The following is a 23,813-nucleotide window of genomic DNA, read 5'->3' as shown; positions in this document are numbered from 1 at the left end:
AAAAGGTCAAAAAAGAAAACAGTACAGAAGACACACACAGCGTGGGGACTTTTCTGTACTGTTTTCTTTTCGACTCTAACTGCGCATCAGATATCCATATTTGCGCATCTGTCGGCGTATGATCTGCTCAACACGCTGGCGGATTTCCAGAGGATAGTAATCGGCCGGAGAATCCAGTTCCGTGCAGACATCTTTTGCAGTAAAGGAAAAGTGAAGCTGGATACCGTATAATTCCTCCGCAGCATCCAGCTGTGTATCAAAATCAGAGCTGAAAGGTTTGGCTTCGATGCGTTCTATACAGACATCCATCGGCAGATCCAGAGGATAGTCATTGCTAATGTCTGCAAACAGGCATAAACCCTGATCGAACAGAGGACTTGGAGAATATTGCTCTGTTTCTGTATCATATAGAACAGCGATGTTGTTGGTGTGCCGGTCTTCGTTTAGAAAGAAGGCATCAATTTCCAGCATAGCGGTCAGATATGCACCGAAATTCTGAATTCCCGTCATGTGTTCCATCTGATCTGCCAGAAAACGAATGCGTTCCGCCGGTTCTGAAAAAGCAGCAAGCGTGATTGCCAGACTGTCTCCGGTATTCTGGCGGTACAGTTTTTCCAATGGGATCAGCATCTGATTTGCTTTTAGAAAATCAGGACTGGAACAGCCACTGCGGAGAGTGCCGCGGTATGCAATCCGAACAGGCTGATACAGGACAAACGGGTGGGAAAGAGTGCTTTTTTGCAGTAAATGAGACACCAGTGTCTCCGAGAGTCCCTCATATCCCATATAGTCGGATTTGTACCAGATATTACCGATTTTCCACTTGAGCTGGTCCCCTTTTGAGGTGTGATCTGTTTTTTTGACAGGCAGCTGATGATCAAGACGGATCTGTTCCATGGCGTGCCTCCTTATTCTTCAGAATCAGGATCCATTGCTCGTCACCGGCCATTCGCCCATCTGTTTTTTCAATGATAAGCAGCGGATCATAAAAGGGAAGTCCCATTTCTTTTAAAATATCTTTGGCATGATCGCGTGTTTTGGGAAAACAGCGGCTTTCCAGAAACCAGGTAAAATCATCCCAGGTCGGATGCTCCACAACGCCAAAGGCACGAAGCGGAATTTTTTTTGTGTAATTCTGGATTGCAATTTTCTCATGACGGAAGTCGATATCAATCGTTGTGCAAAGCTGATCGCGGTAAAGAAAACACATCCGCGTTTTGACATCGGGATCCGTGCTGAAACAGTGAGCACGGGCAATTTGATTGTATACCGTCTGCCTGCTGACCTGAAAGGTGCGCGCGATCTCGGCAATACTTTTTCCCTGCTGCTGCATGGCAGCCATCTGAATGATTTGCGGCAGCGAAAAAGCAGGTTTTCTTCCAGCTGCATGGCGCAGGGCTTCTTTTTGGGCTAACTGCTGGTATTGTTCCGCGTCCTTGGAAAGCCTGCGCAGCTCCTTCAGATCTGTTGTTCCAAAGATCTCATAAATCTGCTGCTCAAATGTGTTTTTCATGCAATCACCTCGTTTCTGCCATTACTGTATCACAGAGATCTGAAAGCGTCAAGAAATCATTTATTGACAAAAAACGAACTGATTGAGAAAAGTTACGGCTCGCAGATGTCTGAGAACAGCAATCATGGCGATGAAAGAACTTCCCTGCAGTGCAGGCAAAAGCTTGACAGAAAAAAGAAAAGTAGCGTAAAATAAAGAAGCAGTACAGAGAGGCACGCAAACCGTGGGATTTCTGTGCTGTTTTTTTAGCAAAAAGGGAGGTTGTCAAAATGAATGAACTGGTTGAACTGTTAGACGAACTGCAGAAAAAAGCAAAAGCAGACTCTATTCTGCGTGAAAAACTGCTTCAGACAAGGAAAAATCCGAATCCAATCCACGCATTCTGCGAAATCTGCCATGCCTATGGCGTTTCCATCTATGAAATGGATCTTGCCATGGCAGGTGAAGAATTTTACGCAGAAATCAAACGCAGCACCAATGGCGGCGGAGAAAATTCCCCGGCGCTTGAAGGGGAAGATGACTTCTATGAGCTGTTTCTGGCAGCGTTAGAAAATATATGATTTTTTGCGAAGAATGTAAGTATTGATGAGTGTAGAAAGCTGCATGGACAGTGCCTGATGAACCTGCGAAGGGCTTGCCATGTCGTAGATGACACCGTCAAAAACTTCGAAGCGTTTCTCTTCTGGAAGCATTTCATACTGTTCCAGCGTGACTTTTTCGAGCTGTGGTTGAAGAACTGGCGTCATAAAATACACATCTTTTCCCAAAAATGAAATGAAATCGCTTAAAATTCTTTCTTTAAATGTTCTGCGAGAATCGTATCGTAATCGCCTTCGATTTCCTCATCGCGCCCTGCATACCGCAGATTGGTCTCCACGCCGACCGGCTCCACATCGTCTGCAAATTCCCAGATATGATACCGCAGACCGCGGTGCTCAAAGTCGATGCTTCCGCAGTTGTCCTCTTCCGTATAGGAAAACGTGATTTTTTTCTCGTTTAAGACAGATTGAATTTGTGTCATATGCATAAAGCGTGATACCTCCGATTTTGTAGTTATCTGGAATAAAAAACAGCTACATTTGTTTACATTAGTATAGAACAGGGCGGGAGAAAATTCAATCGAAATTCTGGTCAGAATCATCGCAGCAGCTCTCACACGCGGTGTGCAGAGACAGCACGGGGTCGGAACGACCATCAAACATTACGCCTGCAACAATCAGGAAGAAAACCGCCGCGGCGTATCGAGCATCGTCTCCGAGCGCGCTCTGCGTGAGATCTATCTGAAGGGCTTCGAAATTGCAATCAAAGAATCCCAGCCAAAGGCGATCATGACCTCCTACAACAAGGTAAACGGTGTCCACACCGCCAACAGCTACGATCTGTGCACGACCGCTGCAAGAAAGGAATGGGGCTTTGCGGGCATCATCATGACCGACTGGACCACAACAAACGCTGATGGAGGCTCCTCCGCCGCAAAATGCATCGCTGCCGGAAACGATCTTGTGATGCCGGGAACCGACACCGACCGCCGCGAAATCCTGGATGCGCTGAGTGCCGAAAATGACCAGTATCTCGAGGAAAAAGACCTGACCGCCTGTGCCCAGAGAATCCTGGAAATGATTTTTACTTCCAATTCATATGAATAATGCGGCGTTTTCAGGGATAAAATAACATCAGAAATAGCTGCCGCCACTTCGCAAAGCAAAATTTTCCATGCGGGCTTTGAATATTACAGTTCGCTGAGATGCAGTGAACTGTAACATTCAAATAGTTGGGCAATTTCACGATTGAAATTTCCCATAACATGTATTAGAATATAAATGATATCAATAAATACGAGGACGTGAAAAGAATGTCAGGATTAAGTAACACACAATATTTTAAAGTAAAAACAGAGCCGGAGATTCAGGTAAAAGAGGTACTCGAAACCGTTTACAACGCCATGGTAGAAAAAGGGTATAATCCAGTCAACCAGATCGTAGGCTATATCATGTCAGGCGACCCGACGTACATCACAAGCTTTAAGGGAGCCAGAAGCCTGATCATGAAAGTAGAGCGTGATGAACTGGTAGAGGAACTGTTAAAAGAGTACATCAAAAATGAATCCTGGAAGTGAGCGTAATTACTATGAGAATAATGGGATTAGATTACGGCTCAAAAACAGTAGGGGTGGCAGTCAGCGACGCCCTGGGTCTTACTGCGCAGGGAATCGAAATTGTCCGCAGAAAATCGGAGAATAAGCTGCGTCAGACGCTGGCCCGGATTGAAGAGATAGCAAAAGAGTACGGCGTGGAAAAAATCGTACTCGGCTTCCCGAAACATATGAACAACGACATCGGAGAGCGGGCCGAAAAATCTCTCGAGTTCAAAGAAATGCTGGAGAGACGGACAGGTCTGCCCGTTGTCATGTGGGACGAGCGGCTGACAACGGTCGAAGCAGACCGCACCATGATGGAAACCGGAATCCGCAGGGAAAACCGCAAGGAGTACGTAGATATGATTGCAGCTGTTTTTATCCTGCAGGGATATCTGGACTATCTTTCCCATCAGAAGGAATCACAGGAAAACTAAACAAAGGAATATTGTATGGAAAAAATAACATTTGTAACAGATGATGGCGGCAAAGAAGAATTTTACGTGGAGGAGCAGACCAGAATTAACGGAGTCAACTATATTCTGGTATCCGATTCAAAGGACGACGAGGCAAATGCCTATATTTTGAAGGATATCTCCACCGACACCGACGCAGAGGCAGAGTATGTTATGGTAGAAGACGACACCGAATTCGATGCCGTTTCCGGCGTATTTGCTTCCATGTTGGATGACGAGGCAGACATCACCTATTGAACCAGCCGTTTTGAAGCCATACCGGGACGCAGACGAAGCGGGACCGGGACAGCGCTTTAAAGGGCAAATCCTGCAGGTGCGGGACATGCTCCATCAGCCTGAAGTGACGCTCAGGGGATGCGTGCGTGAAGCCGTACCGGTAACGGAATCGTTTGGAAAACATGCGCGGAGGTGCTATTTGAAAAAGAATAATGGAAGTAAATTAAAAATTATACCGCTTGGCGGTCTGGAACAGATCGGTATGAACATCACCGTTTTCGAGTATGAGGACAGTATCATCGTCGTAGACTGCGGACTTGCATTCCCGGAAGACGACATGCTCGGTATCGACCTGGTCATCCCGGATGTAACATATCTGAAAGAAAACATCGACAAAGTCAAAGGCTTCGTCATCACCCACGGCCACGAGGACCATATCGGAGCTCTGCCTTACATCTTAAAAGAAGTGAACGTGCCGGTCTACGCCACCAAACTGACGATTGGCCTGATCGAAAACAAATTAAAGGAGCACAACCTGCTCCGTACCACAAAACGGAAAATCATCAAACACGGACAGTCCATCAACCTGGGCGCATTCCGCATTGAGTTTATCAAAACAAACCACAGTATTGCAGATGCAGCAGCACTGGCAATCTACTCCCCGGCTGGCATCATCGTCCACACCGGAGACTTCAAAGTCGACTACACACCAGTCTTTGGTGATGTCATCGACCTGCAGAGATTCGCAGAGATCGGAAAGAAAGGCGTTCTGGCACTGATGTGCGACAGTACCAATGCAGAGCGGCCTGGCTTTACCATGTCCGAGCGGACCGTAGGAAAGACGATCGACGGCCTGTTTGCCGAGCATCAGAATTCCCGAATCATCATCGCAACCTTCGCATCGAACGTCGACCGTGTGCAGCAGATCATCAACTCTGCTTATAAATACGGCCGTAAAGTTGTCATCGAAGGCCGCAGTATGGTCAACATCATCTCCATCGCGCAGGAGCTGGGCTACATCAATATCCCGGAAAATACCCTGATCGATGTGGAGCAGATGAAAAACTACACCGGCGAGCAGCTTGTCCTGATCACCACCGGAAGCCAGGGCGAGTCCATGGCAGCACTGTCCCGTATGGCGGCACACCTGCACAAAAAGATCTCGATCCTGCCGGGCGACACCGTGATCTTCAGTTCCCACCCAATCCCGGGAAATGAAAAAGCCGTTTCGAACGTCATCAACGAACTGTCTGCACAGGGTGCCAACGTCGTATTCCAGGACGTTCACGTATCCGGACATGCCTGCCAGGAGGAAATCAAACTGATCTACTCCCTGGTAAAACCGAAATACGCCATTCCGGTACACGGCGAGTACCGCCACTTAAAAGCACACGCAGAAGTAGCACAGAGCCTCGGCATCCCGAAAGAGAACATCTTCCTCATGTATTCTGGTGATGTCATGGAACTCGATGAGGACGGCGCAGCAGTAACTGGCAAAGTCCACACCGGAGCCATCATGGTCGACGGACTCGGCGTTGGTGATGTAGGAAATATCGTCCTGCGTGACCGCCAGCATCTGTCCGAGGACGGAATCATGGTCGTTGTACTGACTCTCGAAAAGAGAACGAACCAGCTTCTGGCCGGCCCGGACATCGTATCCCGCGGTTTCGTCTATGTACGCGAATCCGAGGATTTGATGGGCGAGGCAAGAGAAGTTGTAGAAGAGGCGCTGGATGGCTGCCTTTCCAAAAATATCTCCGACTGGGGCAAGATCAAATCCACGATCAAAGATGCCCTCGGCGATTATGTATGGAAGAAAACAAAGAGAAGACCGATGATCCTTCCGATCATCATGGAGGCATAAATACCATGGACAAAGTAACAGAATGTCTGGATGCGCTCATCGAAGAAATGAGGGAGAGCAGGGCATATCAGAATTACTTGTGGATGGAAGAGGAACTTGAAAAAGACTCGGACTTAAAAAGCCGGGTCGACGACTATCGAATCCGCAACTACCGACTGCAGCAGTCCGAAAACGTAGACCTTTACGATGCGGTAGATTCCCTGGAGCGGGATTCCTACGCACTACGCAAAAGCGAGAAGGCAAACGCTTATCTTGAGGCGGAGCTTGAGGTCTGTAAGATGGTACAGAAGGTGCAGGACCGTATTTCAGAAGAAATCCGCATCGGCGTACCGGAAATCTAAAACCGAAAATCAAAAGGAGAGCGCCCATGTCCGAAAAGAAAAGGGATGCCGGATACCGCGCAGCGCTGACAGGTGCGAAAGGAACCGTGCGCCTGCTCATTTACGTCTGCGTGATTCTTGTGATCATTCTGGCAGCGAAAACTTCATATCAGTTTGGACATGACGTGTTTGCTGAGGAGCCAGTCGCATCCAGAGGAAAAGAAAAGGAAGTCACCGTACAGGTGCGTTCCGGCATGGAGGCGAAAGAACTTGGCGAACTCCTGAAAGACAACGGACTGATCGACGAAAGCCTTCTGGTTTTCGAAGTCCAGTACCGCCTGTCCGGCTACTACGGCGGAATCAAGGACGGTTCCTACGTGCTGAACACCGCGCAGACCGTCGATGAAATGCTGGAAATTCTGGCGGGCGTCAACACCGAAGGACAGCCGTCCGCGGAATAACGCACGTTTGCAAAACAAGAGGAATCTTACATGATAATAGACGAACGAATGGTAACCTACATCAATTCCCTGGACACCGGCCACACCCCGTTTCTGGAAAATCTGGAGCGGACGGCCAAACAGACAAAAGTGCCGATCATTCGCCGTGAAATGCAGAGCTTTTTAAAAGTATTCTTAAAGATGAAACAGCCAAAGAGAATCCTGGAGGTAGGAACTGCCGTAGGATTCTCTGCTGTTTTCATGGCACAGTACGGCGAACCGGATGCAGAGATTACCACAATAGAAAATTACGAAAAACGCATCCCGATCGCACGGGAGAACTTCGAAAAATCCGGCTTCGCCGACCGCATCACGCTGATCCCGGGAGACGCTGCAGAAGTCTTAAAAACCCTGGACGGCCCGTACGATTTTATCTTTATGGACGCCGCTAAGGGACAGTACATCCACTTCCTGCCGGAAGTCCTGCGTGTCCTTGATAAGAACGGCGTACTGATCACCGACAACGTGCTGCAGGACGGCGATGTCATCGAATCCCGCTTCGCCGTGGAACGCCGGAACCGCACGATCCACAAACGGATGCGGGAATACTTATTTGAACTGACACACAATGAAGGGCTGCTGACATCGGTCGTGCCGCTGGGAGATGGAATCGCGATCACGATGAAAAGCCATGAGAAGAGAGAGGAAACAACATGAGAAAACCGGAATTACTGGTTCCAGCCAGCAGTCTGGAAGTATTAAAAGTAGCAGTGATCTTCGGCGCAGATGCCGTATATATCGGCGGAGAAGTCTTCGGACTCCGCGCGAAGGCGAAGAACTTTTCGATGGAAGATATGAAAGAAGGTGTGGAGTTTGCGCATGAGCATGGCGTAAAGGTCTATGTCACCGCGAATATTCTGGCACATAACCAGGATCTTGAGGGCGTGCGGGCTTACTTTGCCGAATTGAAAGAGATCGGACCGGATGCACTCATTATTTCGGATCCGGGAGTGTATCGGATTGCGATGGAAGTGTGCCCGGAGATTGAGCGGCATATCAGTACACAGGCGAATAATACGAACTATGGAACGTATCAGTTCTGGTATGAACAGGGGGCGAAGCGCGTCGTGACAGCGCGGGAGCTGTCGCTGGCGGAGATCAAAGAGATTCGGGAGCATATTCCGGAGGAGATGGAGATCGAGACATTTATTCATGGGGCGATGTGTATTTCGTACTCGGGGAGATGTCTGCTGTCCAATTATTTCACGGGAAGAGATGCGAACCAGGGGGCTTGTACACATCCGTGCCGGTGGAAGTATGCGGTCGTGGAAGAGTCCAGACCGGGGGAGTATCTGCCGGTGTATGAGAATGAGAGAGGAACGTATATCTTTAACTCGAAAGACCTTTGTATGATTGAGCATATCCCGGATTTGTTGGATGCAGGGATTGACAGTTATAAGATTGAAGGAAGAATGAAGACGGCGCTGTATGTGGCGACGGTGGCAAGGACGTATCGGAAGGCGATTGATGATTATCTGGAGAGCCCTAAGAAGTATGAGGAGAATATGGAGTGGTATCGGGATCAGATCTCGAACTGTACGTACAGGCAGTTTACTACGGGATTTTTCTATGGAAAGCCGGATCATGAGAGCCAGATTTATGATAGTAATACGTATGTGAAGGAGTATACGTATCTGGGGATTGTTGGGGAGAAGAATGAAAAAAGCAGATATGCGATTGAGCAGAGGAATAAGTTTTCGGTTGGGGAAGAGATTGAAGTGATGAAACCGGATGGGGAGAATGTCTGCGTTACGGTGAAGGGGATTTGGGATGATGAAGGGAACCAGATGGAGAGTGCGCCGCATCCGAAGCAGAAATTGTGGATTGATCTTGGCGTGGAATTGGATAGGTTTGATATTTTGAGAAGGAAAGAAATGGAATAGGATAGGAAAACAAAAGGGATTAGGAACGTGTCATTTTCGAAAGGTTGCTAATCCTTTTTTGTGCGAATAGAGATTATGTAAAGCAATGGTAATGATAAAAGAAACAAATAGGAAAAAGTTCGACATTCTGTGAAGAAAGTTGCTTCATAATGTTTACAAACTGGAGCAAATAAGCTAGAATGTATATGATGTTATTGGGCTAAGGCTAAATGCTGTTTTAATAGGCCGTAAGTCACAAAAATATGGTAAGTATCATTACAAACGGAATGTATATAACTGGCAATGTCTACTCAACAAACCATATTGACGTAGCATCGTCGAAAAGAACCTGTTTTGCACACTATATAGGGTGCTGAAATTGGTTGCATTTCACAGCTATATGAACTGAAAATACAAGATATTTGTACAAAACGCTGGAATTTTAGCCCCTGTGGCACAAAATTGGCACAATTTTTTCAGAAGAATCATAGAAATGGCGGAAAACAGGAGAAAACAACAAAAATCCATGAGTTTATCATTAACGTCTGAAACTGCTGTTGAGTACACTATCTGACCCGCTAATGACACCTACATCATAACGGTTTGTTGAGTCATGAAAAATGGAGAAAAACAGATGATTTCTACTTCATAAAACAGCTGTTGAGTAGAGCATGAATGTTGATGATAATTACATGTTTTGAGTGGTTAAAGTGAATGATTTGTTCATAACGAACAATGAATGGTAAGAATTGGACTGGATGATATATACAGTTTTAACAAAACTCATGCGCCGACAGGGTTCGATTCAATAATCCAACACTTAGAAAAACGTCATTGCAGGGTATACGGGGTTCGACCGTACAAATCAACACTTCGGCTATAGAGAAATAGAAACGAGTGTACTCAACGGATGTTTTATGAAGTAGAAACCAAGGGAAATATGATTGCTGGGGTAGTTGGATACGACAGTATAAGAAAACACTTAGCCGACTGTGTGATGAACACACGGGGGATTGGAAGGAAATACCATCCATATGGATGTGTACATAGAAAATTAGAGGATATGCCCGATGAGGGCCGGAGGAGTAAATAACATGAAGAATTACAAAATCGCCGTTGCGGGCACTGGTTATGTTGGTTTGTCAATTGCAACCCTGCTTTCTCAGCACCATCAGGTGACCGCAGTTGATATTGTTCCGGAGAAGGTTGAGATGATCAACAATCGCAAGTCTCCAATTCAAGATGACTATATTGAAAAATATCTGGCAGAAAAGGATCTGAATCTGACTGCAACCTTGGATGCAAAGGCTGCATACTCGGATGCGGATTTTGTTGTAATCGCGGCTCCTACCAACTATGATAGCAAGACCCAGCACTTTGATACTTCTGCGGTTGAGGCTGTGATTAAGCTGGTTATGGAATATAATCCGAATGCTATTATGGTCATCAAATCTACTATCCCTGTTGGATATACCGCTTCTGTGCGTAAGAAGTTCAATACCAAGAATATTATCTTCAGCCCGGAGTTCCTGCGTGAATCCAAAGCTCTTTACGATAACCTGTATCCTTCCCGTATCATCGTTGGTACTGACTTGAGTGATGAACGTCTGGTGGAAACTGCGCATGAGTTTGCTGGTCTGCTGCAGGAAGGTGCAATTAAAGAAAATATCGACACCCTGTTTATGGGCTTCACTGAGGCCGAGGCAGTCAAGCTGTTTGCCAATACTTATCTGGCTCTGCGCGTTGCTTACTTCAACGAGCTGGACACCTATGCAGAGAGCAAGGGCCTTAACACTCAGCAGATCATCGACGGAGTCTGCCTCGATCCTCGTATCGGCAGCCACTACAATAACCCGTCTTTTGGTTACGGCGGCTACTGCCTGCCAAAGGATACGAAGCAGCTGCTGGCTAACTATGCCGATGTACCGGAGAACCTGATCGAGGCTATTGTCGAGAGTAACAGAACTCGTAAAGACTTCATCGCCGACCGCGTCCTAAAGCTGGCTGGTTATTATGGTTATGACGAGGATAACGAGTACGACAAGGAACAGGAAAAATCTGTGACCATCGGTGTGTACCGTTTGACCATGAAGAGCAACAGCGATAACTTCCGCCAGAGTTCTATTCAGGGCGTTATGAAGCGCATCAAGGCCAAGGGCGCAACGGTAATCATTTACGAGCCGACTTTGAAAGACGGAGAGACTTTCTTTGGATCAGTAGTGGTTAATGATCTGGCTAAGTTCAAGGAAATGAGCCACGCCATCATCGCAAACCGCTATGACAAGAGCCTTGATGATGTGAAAGAAAAAGTTTATACGAGAGATATTTTCCAGCGTGACTAAGAACGCAAACAGAAGATGAGGGAATAAAAATCATGAATATTAAAAAGGAATACGAGCGTTGGCTGGCAAATGCAACCGCAGATGCAGATGTTGCTGCCGAACTGAAATCGCTGGACGATGCCAAAATCGAGGACGCATTCTATCGTGACCTTGCCTTTGGTACGGGAGGTCTGCGTGGCGTGATTGGCGCGGGCACGAACCGGATGAACATCTACACCGTGGCAAAGGCTTCTCAGGGGCTGGCGGACTATTTAAAGAAGAACTTTGAAACTCCGTCTGTGGCCATCGGTTATGACAGCCGCATCAAGAGCGATGTGTTTGCAAAAGTCGCCGCTGGGGTGTTTGCGGCTAATGGTGTCAAGGTCAACATCTGGCCTGTTCTGATGCCTGTTCCTACCGTGTCCTTTGCGACCCGCTATCTGCACACCTCCGCAGGTGTCATGGTGACGGCCTCCCACAATCCCAGCAAGTACAACGGCTACAAGGTCTATGGCGCGGACGGCTGCCAGATTACCACTGAGGCCGCTGCAGAAATCCTTGACGAGATCGAGAAGCTGGACATTTTTGCCGACGTCAAGACCAGCGACTTTGAAGCAGGTGTGGCAAACGGCAGCATCCAGTACATCCCGGACGAGGTCTATACCGCATTCGTGGAGCAGGTCAAGAGCCAGTCTGTTCTGTTTGGCGAAGAAGTCAACAAGAACGTGGCCATCGTGTATAGTCCGCTGAACGGCACCGGCTTGAAACCTGTGACCCGTACCTTAAAAGAAATGGGTTACACCAATATCACTGTTGTCAAGGAGCAGGAGCAGCCGGATGGCAACTTCCCGACCTGCCCATATCCCAACCCGGAAATCAAGGAAGCTATGGCACTGGGCATGGAGTATGCCAAAAAGTGTAATGCTGACTTGCTGCTGGCGACTGATCCCGACTGTGACCGTGTGGGCATCGCCGTCAAGAACAAGGCAGGGGAGTACGAATTGCTGACCGGCAACCAGACTGGTATGCTGTTGCTAGATTATATTTGCAGCCAGCGCGTCAAGCACGGCAAGATGCCCGCAGACCCGGTCATGGTCAAGACCATTGTCACCATGGATATGGGCGAACAGATCGCCACCCACTATGGCCTGCGCACCATCAACGTGCTGACCGGCTTCAAGTTCATCGGGGAGCAGATCGGCAAGCTGGAACAGCAGGGCAAGGCCGACAGCTATGTGTTCGGCTTTGAAGAGAGCTATGGCTACCTGACCGGCTCCTACGTCCGGGACAAGGACGGCGTGGACGGTGCCTATATGATCTGCGAGATGTTCAGCTACTATGCCACCAAGGGCATCAGCCTGCTGGACAAGCTGGAGGAGCTGTATAAGACCTACGGCTACTGCCTGAACACCCTGCACAGTTATGAGTTCGACGGCAGCGCTGGTTTTGCCAAGATGCAGAACATTATGCAGGCGTTCCGGGGCGACATCAAGGAGTTCGGCGGCAAGAAGGTCGTGAAGCTGCTGGATTACGCTCCGGGTCTGGACGGTCTGCCCAAGTCCGATGTGCTGAAGTTCCTGCTGGAAGACAACTGTTCCATCGTGGTGCGCCCCTCCGGTACCGAGCCGAAACTCAAGACCTATATCTCGGTCAGCGCGGAGAACAAAGCTGCGGCCGAAAAGGTGGAAGTAGAGATCTGCAAGAGTGCGGAAGAGTATTTGAAATAAGGAATAGAGGAGAAAATAAAAATGAATGTTATTTTACTTTCTGGTGGTTCCGGCAAGCGGCTCTGGCCTCTTTCAAACGATGTGCGCAGCAAGCAGTTTATCAAGCTGTTTAAGAATAATGACGAGTATGAGTCTATGGTGCAGCGTGTCTACCGCCAGATCACTACGGTAGATGCAGATGCAAAAATCACCATTGCGACCAGCAAATCGCAGGCAAGTGCCATCAAGAATCAGCTGGGTGAAAAGGCATCTATTTGTGTAGAGCCCTGCCGCCGTGATACCTTCCCGGCCATCGCACTGGCTGCTGCCTATCTGCACGACGAACTGGGTGTGGCAGAAAATGAAGCTGTTGTTGTCTGCCCGGTTGACCCCTATGTGGATAACACTTATTACGAAGCCGTCAAAAACCTGCAGGAACTGGCAGAGCAGGGTGGAGCAAATCTAACCCTGATGGGCATTGAACCGACTTATCCCAGCGAAAAGTATGGTTACATTATCCCTGAAAGCGGCGAAAACGTCAGCAAGGTCAAGGAGTTCAAGGAAAAGCCGGATGTGGAAACTGCCAAGAAGTATCTGGCACAGAGTGCATTGTGGAATGCAGGCATCTTTGCATTCAAACTTGGCTATCTGCTGGACAAGGCTCATAGCATGATCGACTTCGAGGACTACCGTGACCTGTTCAATAAGTATGAAACCATGACAAAAATCAGCTTTGACTATGCCGTGGTCGAGAAAGAGTCCAGCATTCAGGTTCTGCGGTATAGCGGTGACTGGAAGGATGTTGGTACATGGAACATGATGGCTGAGGTCATGGCAGACAAGACCAAGGGCAAGGCTGTTCTGGATGAAACCTGCGAAAACACCAATGTGGTGAATGAACTGAATATCCCGATTCTTTGTATGGGCTGCAAGGATATGATCGTTGCGGCTAGCGGCGATGGCATTTTGATTGCTGATAAAGAGCGCAGCGGTTACATGAAGCCCTATGTGGAGAAAATCGAGACCGAGGCAATGTATGCCGAGAAGTCTTGGGGTAGTTATACGGTAATCGATGTGCAGCCCGGCTCTATGACAGTTAAGATTTCCATGAGAGCGGGTGAGCACATGACTTACCACATGCATAACTACCGTGAGGAAGTCTGGACAGTTGTTTCTGGTAAGGGCAAGGCAGTCGTAGACGGCATGGAGCAGGTGCTGCGTACAGGCGATGTGATTACCATTGCAGCAGGCTGCAAGCACACGGTTGAGGCTATCACTGCATTGGACATGATCGAAGTTCAGCTTGGTGATGAAATTAGCGTTGCTGATAAGATCAAATTCCCCATGGTGTAAGAACTAAGGGGTGATGGCTATGGAAATCATGAAATTGATTCCGACTGGAAAGGACTATCTATGGGGCGGCACCCGACTCCGGGAAGAATACGGAAAGAAAATTGATTTGACCCCGCTGGCGGAGACATGGGAATGCTCTGTACATCCGGATGGCCCTAGCTATGTGGCGAATGGAATCTATAAGGGACAAATGCTGGCAGAGGTGCTGAGTGCTCACCCCGAATATCTTGGTACAAAGGTGGAGAACGGAGAACTGCCTGTATTAGTAAAATTCATCGATGCCAAGAAAGATTTGTCTGTTCAGGTTCATCCGGATGATGCATATGCACGAGAACACGAAGGCGACAACGGCAAGACCGAGATGTGGTATGTTGTGGATGCTGACGAAGGCGCACATTTGATTTATGGCTTTCAACATAAGGTGACGGAAGAGATTCTCCGGAAAGCAGTTGAAACTGGAACTTTGGACAAGCATCTGCAAAAAGTGGAGGTTCACAAGGGCGATACCTATTTTGTCCCGGCGGGAACTGTACACGGCATTGGCAAGGGCATCTTGGTAGCTGAGATTCAGGAAAGCTCCAATGTAACCTACCGTGTCTATGACTATGACCGTGTGGATAAGAACGGCAAAAAGCGTGAGTTGCACTTTGACAAGGCTGTTCAGGTCATGGATATGAATGTTGAACCGGACGTGAACCAGAAACCGAGAATGGTGAAATACTATTCCGGCTGCTCTCGTGAGCTACTTTGTCGTTGCAAATATTTTGAAACAGAAAGAATACAAGTAACGAAAGGCTTTGCATTTTCTGTTATGGATGCATCTTTTCAGGTGTTAATGTGCCTAGATGGATACGGTGAAGTGCAGACGATGGATGCGGAGCAGAAGCCGATGCGATTCAGCAAGGGCGAAACACTGTTTTTACCAGCTGGGCTGGGCAGATGTTTAGTCGTTGGAGATGCAGAATTGATTAAAGTTCGGTGCTAAATCAGTCGGTGGTGAGGATGATTAAATGGCAAGAATGAAATTTATGAATACAGAGATTGATAATCTGACAATGCAGGAAACATTGCAGGCTATTGATCGACTGATTCAAGAGGATAAAAGTGCATATGTGGTAACTCCCAATGTGGATCATATTGTACAGCTTGAAACAAGTAAAGAATTACAGGCGGTTTATGAAAATGCGTCATTGATTCTGACGGATGGTAAACCACTGTTGTGGATCGCTAAATGGTATGGAACACCGATTAAAGAGAAAATTTCAGGATCGGATTTGTTTCCACTCTTGTGTGATATGGCTGCGAAAAAAGGATATAAGATGTTCTTTTTAGGTGCTGCTGAAGGCGTAGCAGCCAAAGCAGCTGAAAATCTTATGCATAGATTTAAGGGCTTGCAGGTTGTCGGTACATATTCTCCGCCATTCGGTTTTGAAAAGAATCCTGTGGAAATGGATAAAATTAAATCCATGATAAAAGAGGCTAATCCGCACATTTTGATTGTTGGATTAGGATGTCCGAAACAGGAAAAGTTTATGTACCATCATTGTAAAGAACTTGGAGTACCGATTTCCTTTGGATTAGGTGCCAGTTTTGACTTTGAAGCAGGAAATATTAAGAGAGCTCCCCGGTGGATGTCCAATCATGGCCTGGAGTGGTTTTTTAGAATCACGCAGGATCCGAAGCGTATGGCAAAGCGTTATTTAGTAGATGATAGAAAAATTCTCGGACTAGCGATTAAGTATAAAAAATAGGTGGATAAATGAATTTAGTAACGATAATTACCCCCATTTATAATGGTGAAAAGTACTTGATCCGCTATTTTGAGCAGGTAAATGCGATTAGGTACAAAAATTTACAGATAATCGTTGTTAACGACGGAAGTAAAGATAAAACATCAGAAATAGTACAAAAATATGCAGAGGAAGATAGCCGAATAGAATTCATCGATAAAAAGGTGAATGACGGTGTCAGCAGCGCAAGAAATGATGCCTTAAAAAGAGCAAAAGGGACGTTTTGTTTCTTTTTTGATTGTGATGATACTTTTGATGCACAAATCGTTGAAAAATGCGTAGCAAAAGTAAAATCTGATACAGACACTGTTTGCTATAATTATGCGTCGGTGCGTAGAAATGGAAGCATAGCTGAACATCAGTTTTCCTATTTAAAATGTCAATATAATAAAACGGAAATTTTGGAGCAGGTATTACCAAACTCCTTTGGAACATCGATAACAGACTTAAAGGGATATCTTTCAGGAAAGCGTGGAATGCGTCAAGGAAAGGAACTAAACGGTCCATGGCGCATGATGTATTCGCTCGAGATAATCCGAAAAGAAAATATCTACTTCCGAAAAGATCTGCGTGTTGGTGAAGATACGATTTTCACTAACAAATATCTGGCAGTAGCAGATGTGATTTACACTATAGATGAGCCATTGTATTATCTTCACAACAATGACGGATCAGCGATAGAAACATATAATCTTGATGCCAATCGAATGATTTTGGGCAAATTGCAGCTTATTAAGGCGAAAGATGAGTTAAGTGATGAACTGCAACGGAATGGCATGGATACATATGAGCTGTGGGGGGGGGAGAATATATACTTTCCTCCGTTCAAATTGGCTATGCTTTAGCGAAGAATAAAAAATTATCATTCGCTGAAAAATGTAAGGCCTTAAAAAGTTACCATTTGAATTCCTTGGTAAAAAATCAATGGAATCGCCTTAGAGTAAAAGACATTATGGAAACAAAAAGCATTAAGGCAATTCCGGTTTTGCTATTAAAAATAAACTGGATAACTCTTACAGAGTTAATGCTTATCTTGTTTTGCAAAATGGGATTTAAAATCAGCTAAGAAAGGGCAGAGATGAAAGTATTAATAGATTTGACTTCTCTTGCAGATAACTTTTCTGGAATTGAGCGATTCGCGCTTAGTATTACGAAGGAACTGATTACAGATCAAAGCAGAAGTGATATTGAATTTATACTCGTTTTCAAAAATGAGGTGCATAAAGAATTTGCTGCGGAGCAGCATAATGTAAAAAAAATTATTGTGAGGGGAAAGAACAAACTGGTTTTTAATCAGTTGCAGTTACCATTAAAACTTGCAGCTATAAAAGCCAATTATTACTTTTTCCCGGCGTTTCCGGCACCATTTTTCTTCTTTAACCGGAATGCAATAAGTGCAATTCATGACGTGGGATGCTGGGATTGTCCAAGCAAGAATAGAAAATACATGACGCTCTATTTTAAGATCATGTATAGAAAAGCTGCGTTTGGGCATAAGAATGTCGTTACGGTGTCACAGTTCTCTAAAAATCGGATTTCAAAGATTTTGAAAAAAGAGCCTGACGAGATTGCAGTTATTTATGACGGTTTGTCGGACTGTTTTGCTGATTTCTGCTACGATAAAGAACAAGACATGAAAGCAAAAGGAGCTTATGGACTTCCTGAAAAGTATATTCTTTGCCTCTCAACATTAGAGCCGAGAAAGAATATGAGACTTTTGGTAGAGGCATTTAGTGAGTTGACTAAAGAAAAGAAAATTGATACCAATCTAGTTCTAGCCGGGAGAAAAGGTTGGCTAATGGATGATTTGTTTTCCAACTTGGATAAAGAAATTGTTGACCGGATTCATTTCACGGGCTTTGTGGATGATAACTTATTGCCATATGTGTATAGGAATGCACAGGTCTTCGTATTCCCATCGGTATATGAGGGATTCGGAGTGCCTCCAATTGAAGCAATGTCTATGGGAATTCCGGTGATCTCCTCAGATGCAGCTTCATTACCAGAGGTTTTGGGTAATGCGGCTTATTATTTTGAAAATCGTAATCTAAAAGATTTGAAGAAACAGATTGTAACCGTCATGAATCTTCCAAAGGAAAAGATGGAGCTGACGAAAAAGGCTGGGGTAGAACAAGCACAACTATTTAATTGGAAAAATGAAGCATTGAAGTTAAGAGACACGTTGTTTAGGTGATGTGGGGGTGATTAAATGCGAATTGGCATAGATGCAAGACCTTTGATTTCAGAGTCCCCTTCTGGAATTGGTATCTATCTGCTGGAGATACTACGAAATCTTGAAAGAAATGAAAATACTACATATATTCTCTATACGAACGAGCCAATCAGAAATCAAGATCCAGTGCTGGCTGGGTTTGAGAAACATGTAGTTCATGGAAAAATTGGAACGTTCACCATATGCTTTGGTTTAGATAAAGCATTAAAAGCGGACAAAATAGATGAATTTTGGGGGACAGAACATATGCTGCCCCTTTTTGCGCATGGTGTAAAAAAAGTTTTAACTGTGCATGATTTGGCATTACTAATTAATCCGAAATGGGGAAGCAGGAAAAATGCCATTATGCAAAATATTTTCTGCCGTCTTTCTTGTAAGCGGGCAGACAAGATAATTGCAGTTTCAGAAGCTACGAAAAAAGATATTGTTTCGTTATTATCAATTGACGCAAATAGAATTACGGCAATTCTAAATGGGGGGGGGTACGGCAAGTATATAACTCCCTCTAATGAAGAATGTAAAAAAATTAAGAAGAGATTTGAAATAGAAGCCGGACCATTCTTTGCGTATACTGGTAATATTGAGCCGAGAAAAAACATTGTTACGATTTTAAAGGCGTTTGAAATAGCTTGTGACAGGTTGGATAAAACTACATCGCTTGTTTTAGCAGGAAAATTGAGTTGGAGAACACAGCCTATTATCGGAGCGATAGAGCAAAATAAATACAAAGATCGAATTCATCTGCCGGGATATATTTCAGAAGAAGAAAAGAAATACCTGATGCACAATGCATGTGCATTTGTATTCCCATCTAATTATGAGGGATTTGGAATTCCGGTAGTAGAAGCAATGTCTTGTGGTGGCATAGTTATTACTGCGGACAATTCCTCTCTAAAAGAAGTTGGCGGAAAAGCTGCCTTTTATGTACAAAAAACAGATGAGGTGTCGCAATTGGCAGATAGAATGGTGCAGTGCTTTAATCTGTCAGATGCCGAAAGAAAGAAATTAACGGTGGATGGAGAAAGCTGGGCAGCACAATTTAGTTGGAAAAAGTGTGCCCATGAAACACAAGCAGTGTTAGAGCAAGGTTAAAAACAAATCTCTCCTTAATTACATGTTTAAGGAGAAATTATCGATGAAGAGAATTGTTTTTAACGGATGCTGGGTAGGAACAAATGTTGTTGGAGTTAGTAGATATGCTTATAACATAATAAAAGAGTTGGATAAATTGCTTGAGGGCTCTAAGGATAAGTATTATGTGGAGTTACTCGTTCCAGCTGATGCTGTTGAGTGTGATTTAGGCTTTAACAATATCACGATAGTGAAGAAAGGCCAATGTACTGGAAAAGTAAATAAAATCTTTTGGGAACAAGTGGTTTTTCCGCATTATGTAAAAGAAACTAAAGGGGTTGGCGTTGATTTAACGCTGAGCATTCCGGTGCATGGGATAAAATATATTGCTATCCATGATTGCATATATGAAAGCTTTCCGGAAAACTATAAAGGGCACGAACTTCATCGAGCACTATATATGTGGAAAGTAAAGAAGGTTACACGGCAAGAGAAGGTTCAAATAATAACGGTCAGTAATGAGTCTAAGAGGGAAATTGTTAAATATTATAATGTTGCACCTAACAGAATAACTGTAATTGGTAACGGTTGGGAACACATGAAGGACATTACCTCAGATGAGCGAGTGTTTGAAAAATGTAAAATTGATGATAAGAAACCGTATTTCTTTGCACTGGGTTCAAAATATAAACACAAAAACCTGACATGGATTTTGAATGCTGCGAAAAAGAATCCTGAATACAATTTTATTTTGACGGGGAATGATTCCTTTTCAAATGAGTCTGAGGAATTGAATCGGAAAAAAGTAGATAATGTTATATTTACCGGCTTTGTGTCTGACGGAGAAATGAAAGCATTAATGCTTAATTGTGAGGCCCTGATACAGCCGTCGTTTTATGAAGGGTTTGGAATTCCGCCGATTGAAGCTTTAAGCATGGGTAAAAAAGTAATTGTAGCAAAGGCAAGCTGTTTGCCAGAAATATATGAGGATTCAGCGATTTATATTGACCCTAATAATAGCGATGTAGATTTGAACCTGCTTATGAAAGAGCCGGTCGGAGATGCCAAGTACATTTTGGAAAAGCATTCATGGAAGAAATCAGCAAAGGAAATGCTCAAATTGATTGGCAGTTGAGTAAGGGAGGAATTCGCTTTGAGAATACTGATTATAAATTCTTTCTATGCACCAGATATTCGTGGTGGAGCAGAATACAGTGTGAAAAAACTTGCAGAAGGGCTGCAGAGCAAAGGACATACAGTTCGTGTTCTATGCCTTGGAGATTTTAACACCGAAGAAATAATTGACGGCATCGAGGTTGTTCGTTTCAAGCCATCTTGTGCACATAAGGAAAAGAATATTCATGATGTGCCGCGGTGGCGAAGACTTTTAGGACATCTTTTGGAAATATGGAATATTGGAAACTCGAAGCGTTTGTCCCAAGAAATTGATCGGTTTGCGCCAGATGTAATTAATACGAACAATTTATATGGCATTACGCCCGTTGTGTGGAAAATTGCTAAACAGAAAAAAATTCGCTTGGTTCATACGATCCGTGATTACTACCTAATGTGCCCTCTTGTTGCGATGTCGTGCAAAAAGACAAATGGTGAAAAATGTGTACATCCGGGATATGGGTGCCAGCTGCATAGAAATTTGAACCGAGTGCATTCGAAATACGTTGATTGTGTAACGGCTCCCTCAGCATTGACGCTAAATGTATTGGTAAATGACGGCTTTTTCAAAAATAGTGAAAAGAAAGTTATCGCAAACGCAACAGATTTTGATATTGATGCGGTAAAAAAAATCTTATCGGTTCGAGTGGCCGAGGTTGACAAACGGCAAAGTGTTTCATTTGTATATCTTGGAACATTGAGCGAACAAAAAGGTATCCGCTGGATGATAGATTCGTTTGAGTCTATAGAAAATAAAACGTGTAAGTTGTATATCGCAGGAAAAGGTGATTTGCAGAACTACGTCATGGAAGAAACAAAAAAGGATAATAGAATTGAATTTGTTGGTTTCTTGAATGAACAGCAGGTTTCACAGCTTCTTCAAAGTGCGGATGTTTTGCTTTGCCCTTCATTGTGGGAAGAACCTTTTGGGCGCGTTGTGCTTGATGCCTATAAAAATGCAATGCCTGTGATTTGTAGCAATATGGGAGCATTACCAGAATTAGTCGAGGATGGAAAAACGGGTTTTGTTGTTGAAGCAAGGAATCTTGAACAATTCAAGGATCGAATGACGTATTACATCAATGATAAGAAGAGAATTGTCCAGCAGGCGGAGAATGGCGTTAATCAGTTGGAAAAATATACGATAGAACATCAGATAATTGAATTTGAAACGGTGTATAAGGACTAAAGAGAGGAGGATTAGATGTCATTTACAATAAAGAAGCCAACTATGAAGTTGCCAATATATTGGATTTTTATCCTTTTCTTATTACCGCCATTTCTTCTAAATAGATCGGATTTGTTCATTATATGTGATTTATGGCACCTAGCGCAGCTAGTAATGGTATGTATAATGGCATTTTACTATTTTGTGAATTATAGAGCCAGAAACACTATAGTAAATGCAGTTTTATGCTATTATATCGTGGCAATAATATCAAGTTATTTAAATGGGTATTCTATTAACACAATAAAATGGGATATTGCGAGTGATCTTGGTATTGTGTTGGTAATATATTTGCTATTCAATAAAAACAAAGAAAAAGCGCTGTATTATTTATCAAAAATTTTATGGCTGTATTTGCTTATTAATACATTGGTTATGCTCATATGGTCGAACGGCATTGCATCTGGACGTATCGGCCAGATAGTTTGGTTTTTAGGCGGAAAGAATAATATATTGCCATGGATTTTGATTGGCGGAGGATGCATAATACTCGATTCATATGAACGAAACAAGAAAATAACCTTTATTACATATTTGAAATTAGCAATATGTAGTGTACAGGCTTTTTTATGTGATTCTTCCACAGCAGTGGTGGTTATGATTATTCTTTGGGGAATTTATGTGATTAATATTATAGTGCATAATCAAAAACTATTAAATTTCTTTATTGGTGGAAAACGCCTGTTTTTACTTGTTGCCATTGGATTTGTTTTTGTTGTTTTTTTTACAACCAGGTCAAATGTTTTGCAAGAGTTCTCAGAATGGTTTGGAAAAGATGTAACCTTTAATGGCAGAACTGGCATATGGATAGTAGCATTAAATTATATAAAAGATAATCCTTTGTTTGGCGCTGGTCCGGTTCTTGTTTTTGACATGGGATGGAGTGTGTATATGACACATGCCCATTGTTTGTATCTTAATATATGTGCTCATAATGGAATCATTGGATTGAGTTGCTTAATATATATATTATGGAATGTATTAAAGAATGCAAAAAAAATACCACTTGTTGTTATATTTAGTCTGTTTTTATATTTAATAGGTTCCATTGTTGAGGTGTATTCATTGAGTACGTTGCTTTTGTTCTGCATGGTTCTCAATTGTCTTGAACAGAAAAATAGTAGAACGTAGAAATAATACAAAATTGAACATCGTTAAGGATTCCGGTGTAACTTTGATATAAAATATATTTTACATAAGAATTTTGAAAGGAAAAATAATGATACCTAAAACGATACATTACATTTGGTTGGGTGAAAATGAGCCAAATGAGCACGTAAAAAAATGTATGCAATCATGGTGCATTCTTCAAGATAGTGGTTGGAATATTAAGAAATGGGATGACCACAGTCTCCAACAGTTAAACATGCCTAAAGTTGTGCTTGCTGCACTTGAAAATAAAAAATATGCGTTTGCGGCCGATTGGCTAAGACTTTATGCTTTATATTTAGAAGGGGGGGTGTATCTCGACACAGATGTTGAAATAATTAAAAAGTTTGATGATCTTCTGACGGAAGAGACAGCAATGCTTTTGGGCTATATTTTTGATGCTTCATTGGGAACAGCAGTTATAGGAGCTGAACCTGGAAATCAAGTGATTGGTGCATTACTAAAGCAGTATGAAACAGCAGAGTATCAATATAACTCTGAAACCCGAGATTTTAAAATCAAGTTTGAATTTATGCCGGAAATGTTTATGGTTAACAATAACGATATGTTTACGGCTTATTTTCTGAAAAATGTTAAAGGATTTGCATTGACTGGGAAAAAATGCCGATGCGGTGACAATGGAGAAATTCAAATTTATCCAAAAGAATATTTTGAGGGCTATTCAATGTGCTTTAAGAATAATTACTCAATACATCATTGCTTTGGAAGTTGGCGTTATTTTGAAAACGTGAATGAAAAACATGAGGAAAGTACACTTCGAAACTATTTAAAAAATATCTATTTTCTAAGGTGGGTGAAAGATAAATACATAAGGATGAAAAAGAAAAATCTACCATTCCAAAATTATTTGGTTAGAAGATAGATGCGTAAATGCCATAAAAGG

At 43.8% G+C, this 23,813-nt stretch carries 26 protein-coding genes; 22 read left to right on the top strand and 4 right to left on the bottom strand.

The genetic code is table 11. The annotated features are described in order from the left end of the window. Window positions 1-75: 75 nt before the first annotated feature. Both DW642_RS05880 and DW642_RS05875 read right to left on the bottom strand, forming a co-directional pair. Window positions 76-897, bottom strand: coding sequence for a hypothetical protein (locus DW642_RS05880; RefSeq protein WP_117509582.1), 822 nt, complete (start codon window positions 895-897; stop codon window positions 76-78). Further along, window positions 878-1,513 (bottom strand): helix-turn-helix domain-containing protein, encoded by a 636-nt coding sequence (locus tag DW642_RS05875; protein WP_117509581.1) that lies wholly within the window; start codon window positions 1,511-1,513, stop codon window positions 878-880. Before DW642_RS05875 ends, DW642_RS05880 begins: the two co-directional genes overlap by 20 nt. Before the next feature lie 269 nt (window positions 1,514-1,782). Here DW642_RS05875 and DW642_RS05870 point away from each other — a divergent pair, with 269 nt between their 5' ends. Continuing rightward, a complete protein-coding gene (locus tag DW642_RS05870) occupies window positions 1,783-2,073 on the top strand; it encodes a hypothetical protein (RefSeq protein ID WP_117509580.1) in 291 nt (96 codons plus the stop codon). Here the strand turns inward: DW642_RS05870 and DW642_RS05865 are convergent. Both DW642_RS05865 and DW642_RS05860 read right to left on the bottom strand, forming a co-directional pair. Next, window positions 2,059-2,259, bottom strand: coding sequence for a Uma2 family endonuclease (locus tag DW642_RS05865; protein WP_117509614.1), 201 nt, complete (start codon window positions 2,257-2,259; stop codon window positions 2,059-2,061). The two genes, DW642_RS05870 and DW642_RS05865, sit on opposite strands and share 15 nt — an antisense overlap. Window positions 2,260-2,297: 38 nt before the next feature. Then, entirely contained in the window at window positions 2,298-2,540 is a 243-nt protein-coding gene (locus DW642_RS05860; RefSeq protein WP_055265060.1) for a hypothetical protein, read from the bottom strand. A gap of 136 nt (window positions 2,541-2,676) precedes the next feature. On the opposite strand from DW642_RS05860, the gene DW642_RS05855 reads away from it, so the two are divergent. The 21 genes from DW642_RS05855 to DW642_RS05750 all read left to right on the top strand — a co-directional run bounded on the left by DW642_RS05855 (window position 2,677) and on the right by DW642_RS05750 (window position 23,792). Then, a complete protein-coding gene (locus DW642_RS05855; RefSeq protein ID WP_416388114.1) occupies window positions 2,677-3,159 on the top strand; it encodes a glycoside hydrolase family 3 N-terminal domain-containing protein in 483 nt (160 codons plus the stop codon). Window positions 3,160-3,365: 206 nt separating this feature from the next. Further along, window positions 3,366-3,629, top strand: coding sequence for an IreB family regulatory phosphoprotein (locus DW642_RS05850; protein WP_022461716.1), 264 nt, complete (start codon window positions 3,366-3,368; stop codon window positions 3,627-3,629). Between the two features lie 11 nt (window positions 3,630-3,640). Beyond that, window positions 3,641-4,084, top strand: a complete 444-nt coding sequence (gene ruvX, locus DW642_RS05845) for a Holliday junction resolvase RuvX (RefSeq protein ID WP_022461717.1) — start codon at window positions 3,641-3,643, stop codon at window positions 4,082-4,084. Window positions 4,085-4,099: 15 nt separating this feature from the next. Continuing rightward, window positions 4,100-4,360, top strand: coding sequence for a DUF1292 domain-containing protein (locus DW642_RS05840; RefSeq protein ID WP_022461718.1), 261 nt, complete (start codon window positions 4,100-4,102; stop codon window positions 4,358-4,360). A gap of 178 nt (window positions 4,361-4,538) precedes the next feature. Continuing rightward, window positions 4,539-6,203: a ribonuclease J gene (locus DW642_RS05835; RefSeq protein WP_055218756.1), complete on the top strand. Its 1,665-nt coding sequence runs from the start codon at window positions 4,539-4,541 to the stop codon at window positions 6,201-6,203. A 5-nt stretch (window positions 6,204-6,208) separates the two neighbouring features. Then, entirely contained in the window at window positions 6,209-6,544 is a 336-nt protein-coding gene (locus tag DW642_RS05830; protein ID WP_158554984.1) for a YlbF family regulator, read from the top strand. Between the two features lie 26 nt (window positions 6,545-6,570). Then, window positions 6,571-6,984 carry a solute-binding protein gene (locus DW642_RS05825; RefSeq protein WP_117509577.1) on the top strand — a complete coding sequence of 138 codons (414 nt, stop codon included), beginning with the start codon at window positions 6,571-6,573 and terminating at the stop codon, window positions 6,982-6,984. Window positions 6,985-7,014: 30 nt separating this feature from the next. Beyond that, a complete protein-coding gene (locus tag DW642_RS05820) occupies window positions 7,015-7,680 on the top strand; it encodes an O-methyltransferase (protein ID WP_022461075.1) in 666 nt (221 codons plus the stop codon). Beyond that, on the top strand, window positions 7,677-8,906 hold the full coding sequence (locus tag DW642_RS05815; protein ID WP_117509576.1) for a peptidase U32 family protein: 1,230 nt from the start codon (window positions 7,677-7,679) through the stop codon (window positions 8,904-8,906). The genes DW642_RS05820 and DW642_RS05815 overlap by 4 nt, the downstream gene beginning before the upstream one ends. 1,073 nt (window positions 8,907-9,979) lie before the next feature. Continuing rightward, complete coding sequence (locus tag DW642_RS05805; RefSeq protein WP_117509575.1) at window positions 9,980-11,227, top strand: nucleotide sugar dehydrogenase; 1,248 nt, start codon at window positions 9,980-9,982, stop codon at window positions 11,225-11,227. A gap of 32 nt (window positions 11,228-11,259) precedes the next feature. Then, a complete protein-coding gene (locus tag DW642_RS05800; RefSeq protein ID WP_117509574.1) occupies window positions 11,260-12,933 on the top strand; it encodes a phospho-sugar mutase in 1,674 nt (557 codons plus the stop codon). A 21-nt stretch (window positions 12,934-12,954) separates the two neighbouring features. After that, window positions 12,955-14,265 carry a sugar phosphate nucleotidyltransferase gene (locus DW642_RS05795; protein WP_117509573.1) on the top strand — a complete coding sequence of 437 codons (1,311 nt, stop codon included), beginning with the start codon at window positions 12,955-12,957 and terminating at the stop codon, window positions 14,263-14,265. A 19-nt stretch (window positions 14,266-14,284) separates the two neighbouring features. Continuing rightward, window positions 14,285-15,250: a type I phosphomannose isomerase catalytic subunit gene (locus DW642_RS05790; protein ID WP_117509572.1), complete on the top strand. Its 966-nt coding sequence runs from the start codon at window positions 14,285-14,287 to the stop codon at window positions 15,248-15,250. Between the two features lie 25 nt (window positions 15,251-15,275). After that, window positions 15,276-16,016 (top strand): WecB/TagA/CpsF family glycosyltransferase, encoded by a 741-nt coding sequence (locus DW642_RS05785; RefSeq protein WP_117509571.1) that lies wholly within the window; start codon window positions 15,276-15,278, stop codon window positions 16,014-16,016. Between the two features lie 8 nt (window positions 16,017-16,024). After that, window positions 16,025-16,900, top strand: coding sequence for a glycosyltransferase (locus tag DW642_RS05780; protein ID WP_117509570.1), 876 nt, complete (start codon window positions 16,025-16,027; stop codon window positions 16,898-16,900). Window positions 16,901-17,133: 233 nt separating this feature from the next. Further along, entirely contained in the window at window positions 17,134-18,249 is a 1,116-nt protein-coding gene (locus tag DW642_RS05775) for a glycosyltransferase family 4 protein (RefSeq protein ID WP_117509569.1), read from the top strand. 15 nt (window positions 18,250-18,264) lie between these two features. Continuing rightward, complete coding sequence (locus DW642_RS05770; protein ID WP_117509568.1) at window positions 18,265-19,380, top strand: glycosyltransferase family 4 protein; 1,116 nt, start codon at window positions 18,265-18,267, stop codon at window positions 19,378-19,380. A 43-nt stretch (window positions 19,381-19,423) separates the two neighbouring features. Further along, window positions 19,424-20,494: a glycosyltransferase family 4 protein gene (locus DW642_RS05765; protein ID WP_158554983.1), complete on the top strand. Its 1,071-nt coding sequence runs from the start codon at window positions 19,424-19,426 to the stop codon at window positions 20,492-20,494. A gap of 18 nt (window positions 20,495-20,512) precedes the next feature. Continuing rightward, window positions 20,513-21,721 carry a glycosyltransferase family 4 protein gene (locus DW642_RS05760; protein ID WP_117509566.1) on the top strand — a complete coding sequence of 403 codons (1,209 nt, stop codon included), beginning with the start codon at window positions 20,513-20,515 and terminating at the stop codon, window positions 21,719-21,721. A 15-nt stretch (window positions 21,722-21,736) separates the two neighbouring features. Beyond that, on the top strand, window positions 21,737-22,891 hold the full coding sequence (locus DW642_RS05755) for an O-antigen ligase family protein (RefSeq protein WP_117509565.1): 1,155 nt from the start codon (window positions 21,737-21,739) through the stop codon (window positions 22,889-22,891). An 88-nt stretch (window positions 22,892-22,979) separates the two neighbouring features. Beyond that, entirely contained in the window at window positions 22,980-23,792 is an 813-nt protein-coding gene (locus DW642_RS05750) for a glycosyltransferase family 32 protein (RefSeq protein ID WP_117509564.1), read from the top strand. Window positions 23,793-23,813: the final 21 nt, after the last annotated feature.

Origin of the sequence: Blautia sp. AM23-13AC (genome assembly GCF_003435675.1) — a bacterium.
In the GTDB taxonomy this organism is placed as follows: Bacteria; Bacillota; Clostridia; order Lachnospirales; family Lachnospiraceae; genus Fusicatenibacter; species Fusicatenibacter saccharivorans.
The sequence above is the reverse complement of the archived record's forward strand: the minus strand, read 5'-3'. Positions and strand labels throughout refer to the sequence as shown.

Bases quoted from the DNA above. Each gene is read 5' to 3' on its own strand.
- DW642_RS05880 (WP_117509582.1), bottom strand. From the start codon at position 897: ATGGAACAGATCCGTCTTGATCATCAGCTGCCTGTCAAAAAAACAGAT.
- DW642_RS05875 (WP_117509581.1), bottom strand. From the start codon at position 1,513: ATGAAAAACACATTTGAGCAGCAGATTTATGAGATCTTTGGAACAACA.
- DW642_RS05870 (WP_117509580.1), top strand. From the start codon at position 1,783: ATGAATGAACTGGTTGAACTGTTAGACGAACTGCAGAAAAAAGCAAAA.
- DW642_RS05865 (WP_117509614.1), bottom strand. From the start codon at position 2,259: ATGACGCCAGTTCTTCAACCACAGCTCGAAAAAGTCACGCTGGAACAG.
- DW642_RS05860 (WP_055265060.1), bottom strand. From the start codon at position 2,540: ATGCATATGACACAAATTCAATCTGTCTTAAACGAGAAAAAAATCACG.
- DW642_RS05850 (WP_022461716.1), top strand. From the start codon at position 3,366: ATGTCAGGATTAAGTAACACACAATATTTTAAAGTAAAAACAGAGCCG.
- ruvX (WP_022461717.1), top strand. From the start codon at position 3,641: ATGAGAATAATGGGATTAGATTACGGCTCAAAAACAGTAGGGGTGGCA.
- DW642_RS05840 (WP_022461718.1), top strand. From the start codon at position 4,100: ATGGAAAAAATAACATTTGTAACAGATGATGGCGGCAAAGAAGAATTT.
- DW642_RS05830 (WP_158554984.1), top strand. From the start codon at position 6,209: ATGGACAAAGTAACAGAATGTCTGGATGCGCTCATCGAAGAAATGAGG.
- DW642_RS05825 (WP_117509577.1), top strand. From the start codon at position 6,571: ATGTCCGAAAAGAAAAGGGATGCCGGATACCGCGCAGCGCTGACAGGT.
- DW642_RS05820 (WP_022461075.1), top strand. From the start codon at position 7,015: ATGATAATAGACGAACGAATGGTAACCTACATCAATTCCCTGGACACC.
- DW642_RS05815 (WP_117509576.1), top strand. From the start codon at position 7,677: ATGAGAAAACCGGAATTACTGGTTCCAGCCAGCAGTCTGGAAGTATTA.
- DW642_RS05805 (WP_117509575.1), top strand. From the start codon at position 9,980: ATGAAGAATTACAAAATCGCCGTTGCGGGCACTGGTTATGTTGGTTTG.
- DW642_RS05800 (WP_117509574.1), top strand. From the start codon at position 11,260: ATGAATATTAAAAAGGAATACGAGCGTTGGCTGGCAAATGCAACCGCA.
- DW642_RS05795 (WP_117509573.1), top strand. From the start codon at position 12,955: ATGAATGTTATTTTACTTTCTGGTGGTTCCGGCAAGCGGCTCTGGCCT.
- DW642_RS05790 (WP_117509572.1), top strand. From the start codon at position 14,285: ATGGAAATCATGAAATTGATTCCGACTGGAAAGGACTATCTATGGGGC.
- DW642_RS05785 (WP_117509571.1), top strand. From the start codon at position 15,276: ATGGCAAGAATGAAATTTATGAATACAGAGATTGATAATCTGACAATG.
- DW642_RS05780 (WP_117509570.1), top strand. From the start codon at position 16,025: ATGAATTTAGTAACGATAATTACCCCCATTTATAATGGTGAAAAGTAC.
- DW642_RS05775 (WP_117509569.1), top strand. From the start codon at position 17,134: ATGAAAGTATTAATAGATTTGACTTCTCTTGCAGATAACTTTTCTGGA.
- DW642_RS05770 (WP_117509568.1), top strand. From the start codon at position 18,265: ATGCGAATTGGCATAGATGCAAGACCTTTGATTTCAGAGTCCCCTTCT.
- DW642_RS05765 (WP_158554983.1), top strand. From the start codon at position 19,424: ATGAAGAGAATTGTTTTTAACGGATGCTGGGTAGGAACAAATGTTGTT.
- DW642_RS05755 (WP_117509565.1), top strand. From the start codon at position 21,737: ATGTCATTTACAATAAAGAAGCCAACTATGAAGTTGCCAATATATTGG.
- DW642_RS05750 (WP_117509564.1), top strand. From the start codon at position 22,980: ATGATACCTAAAACGATACATTACATTTGGTTGGGTGAAAATGAGCCA.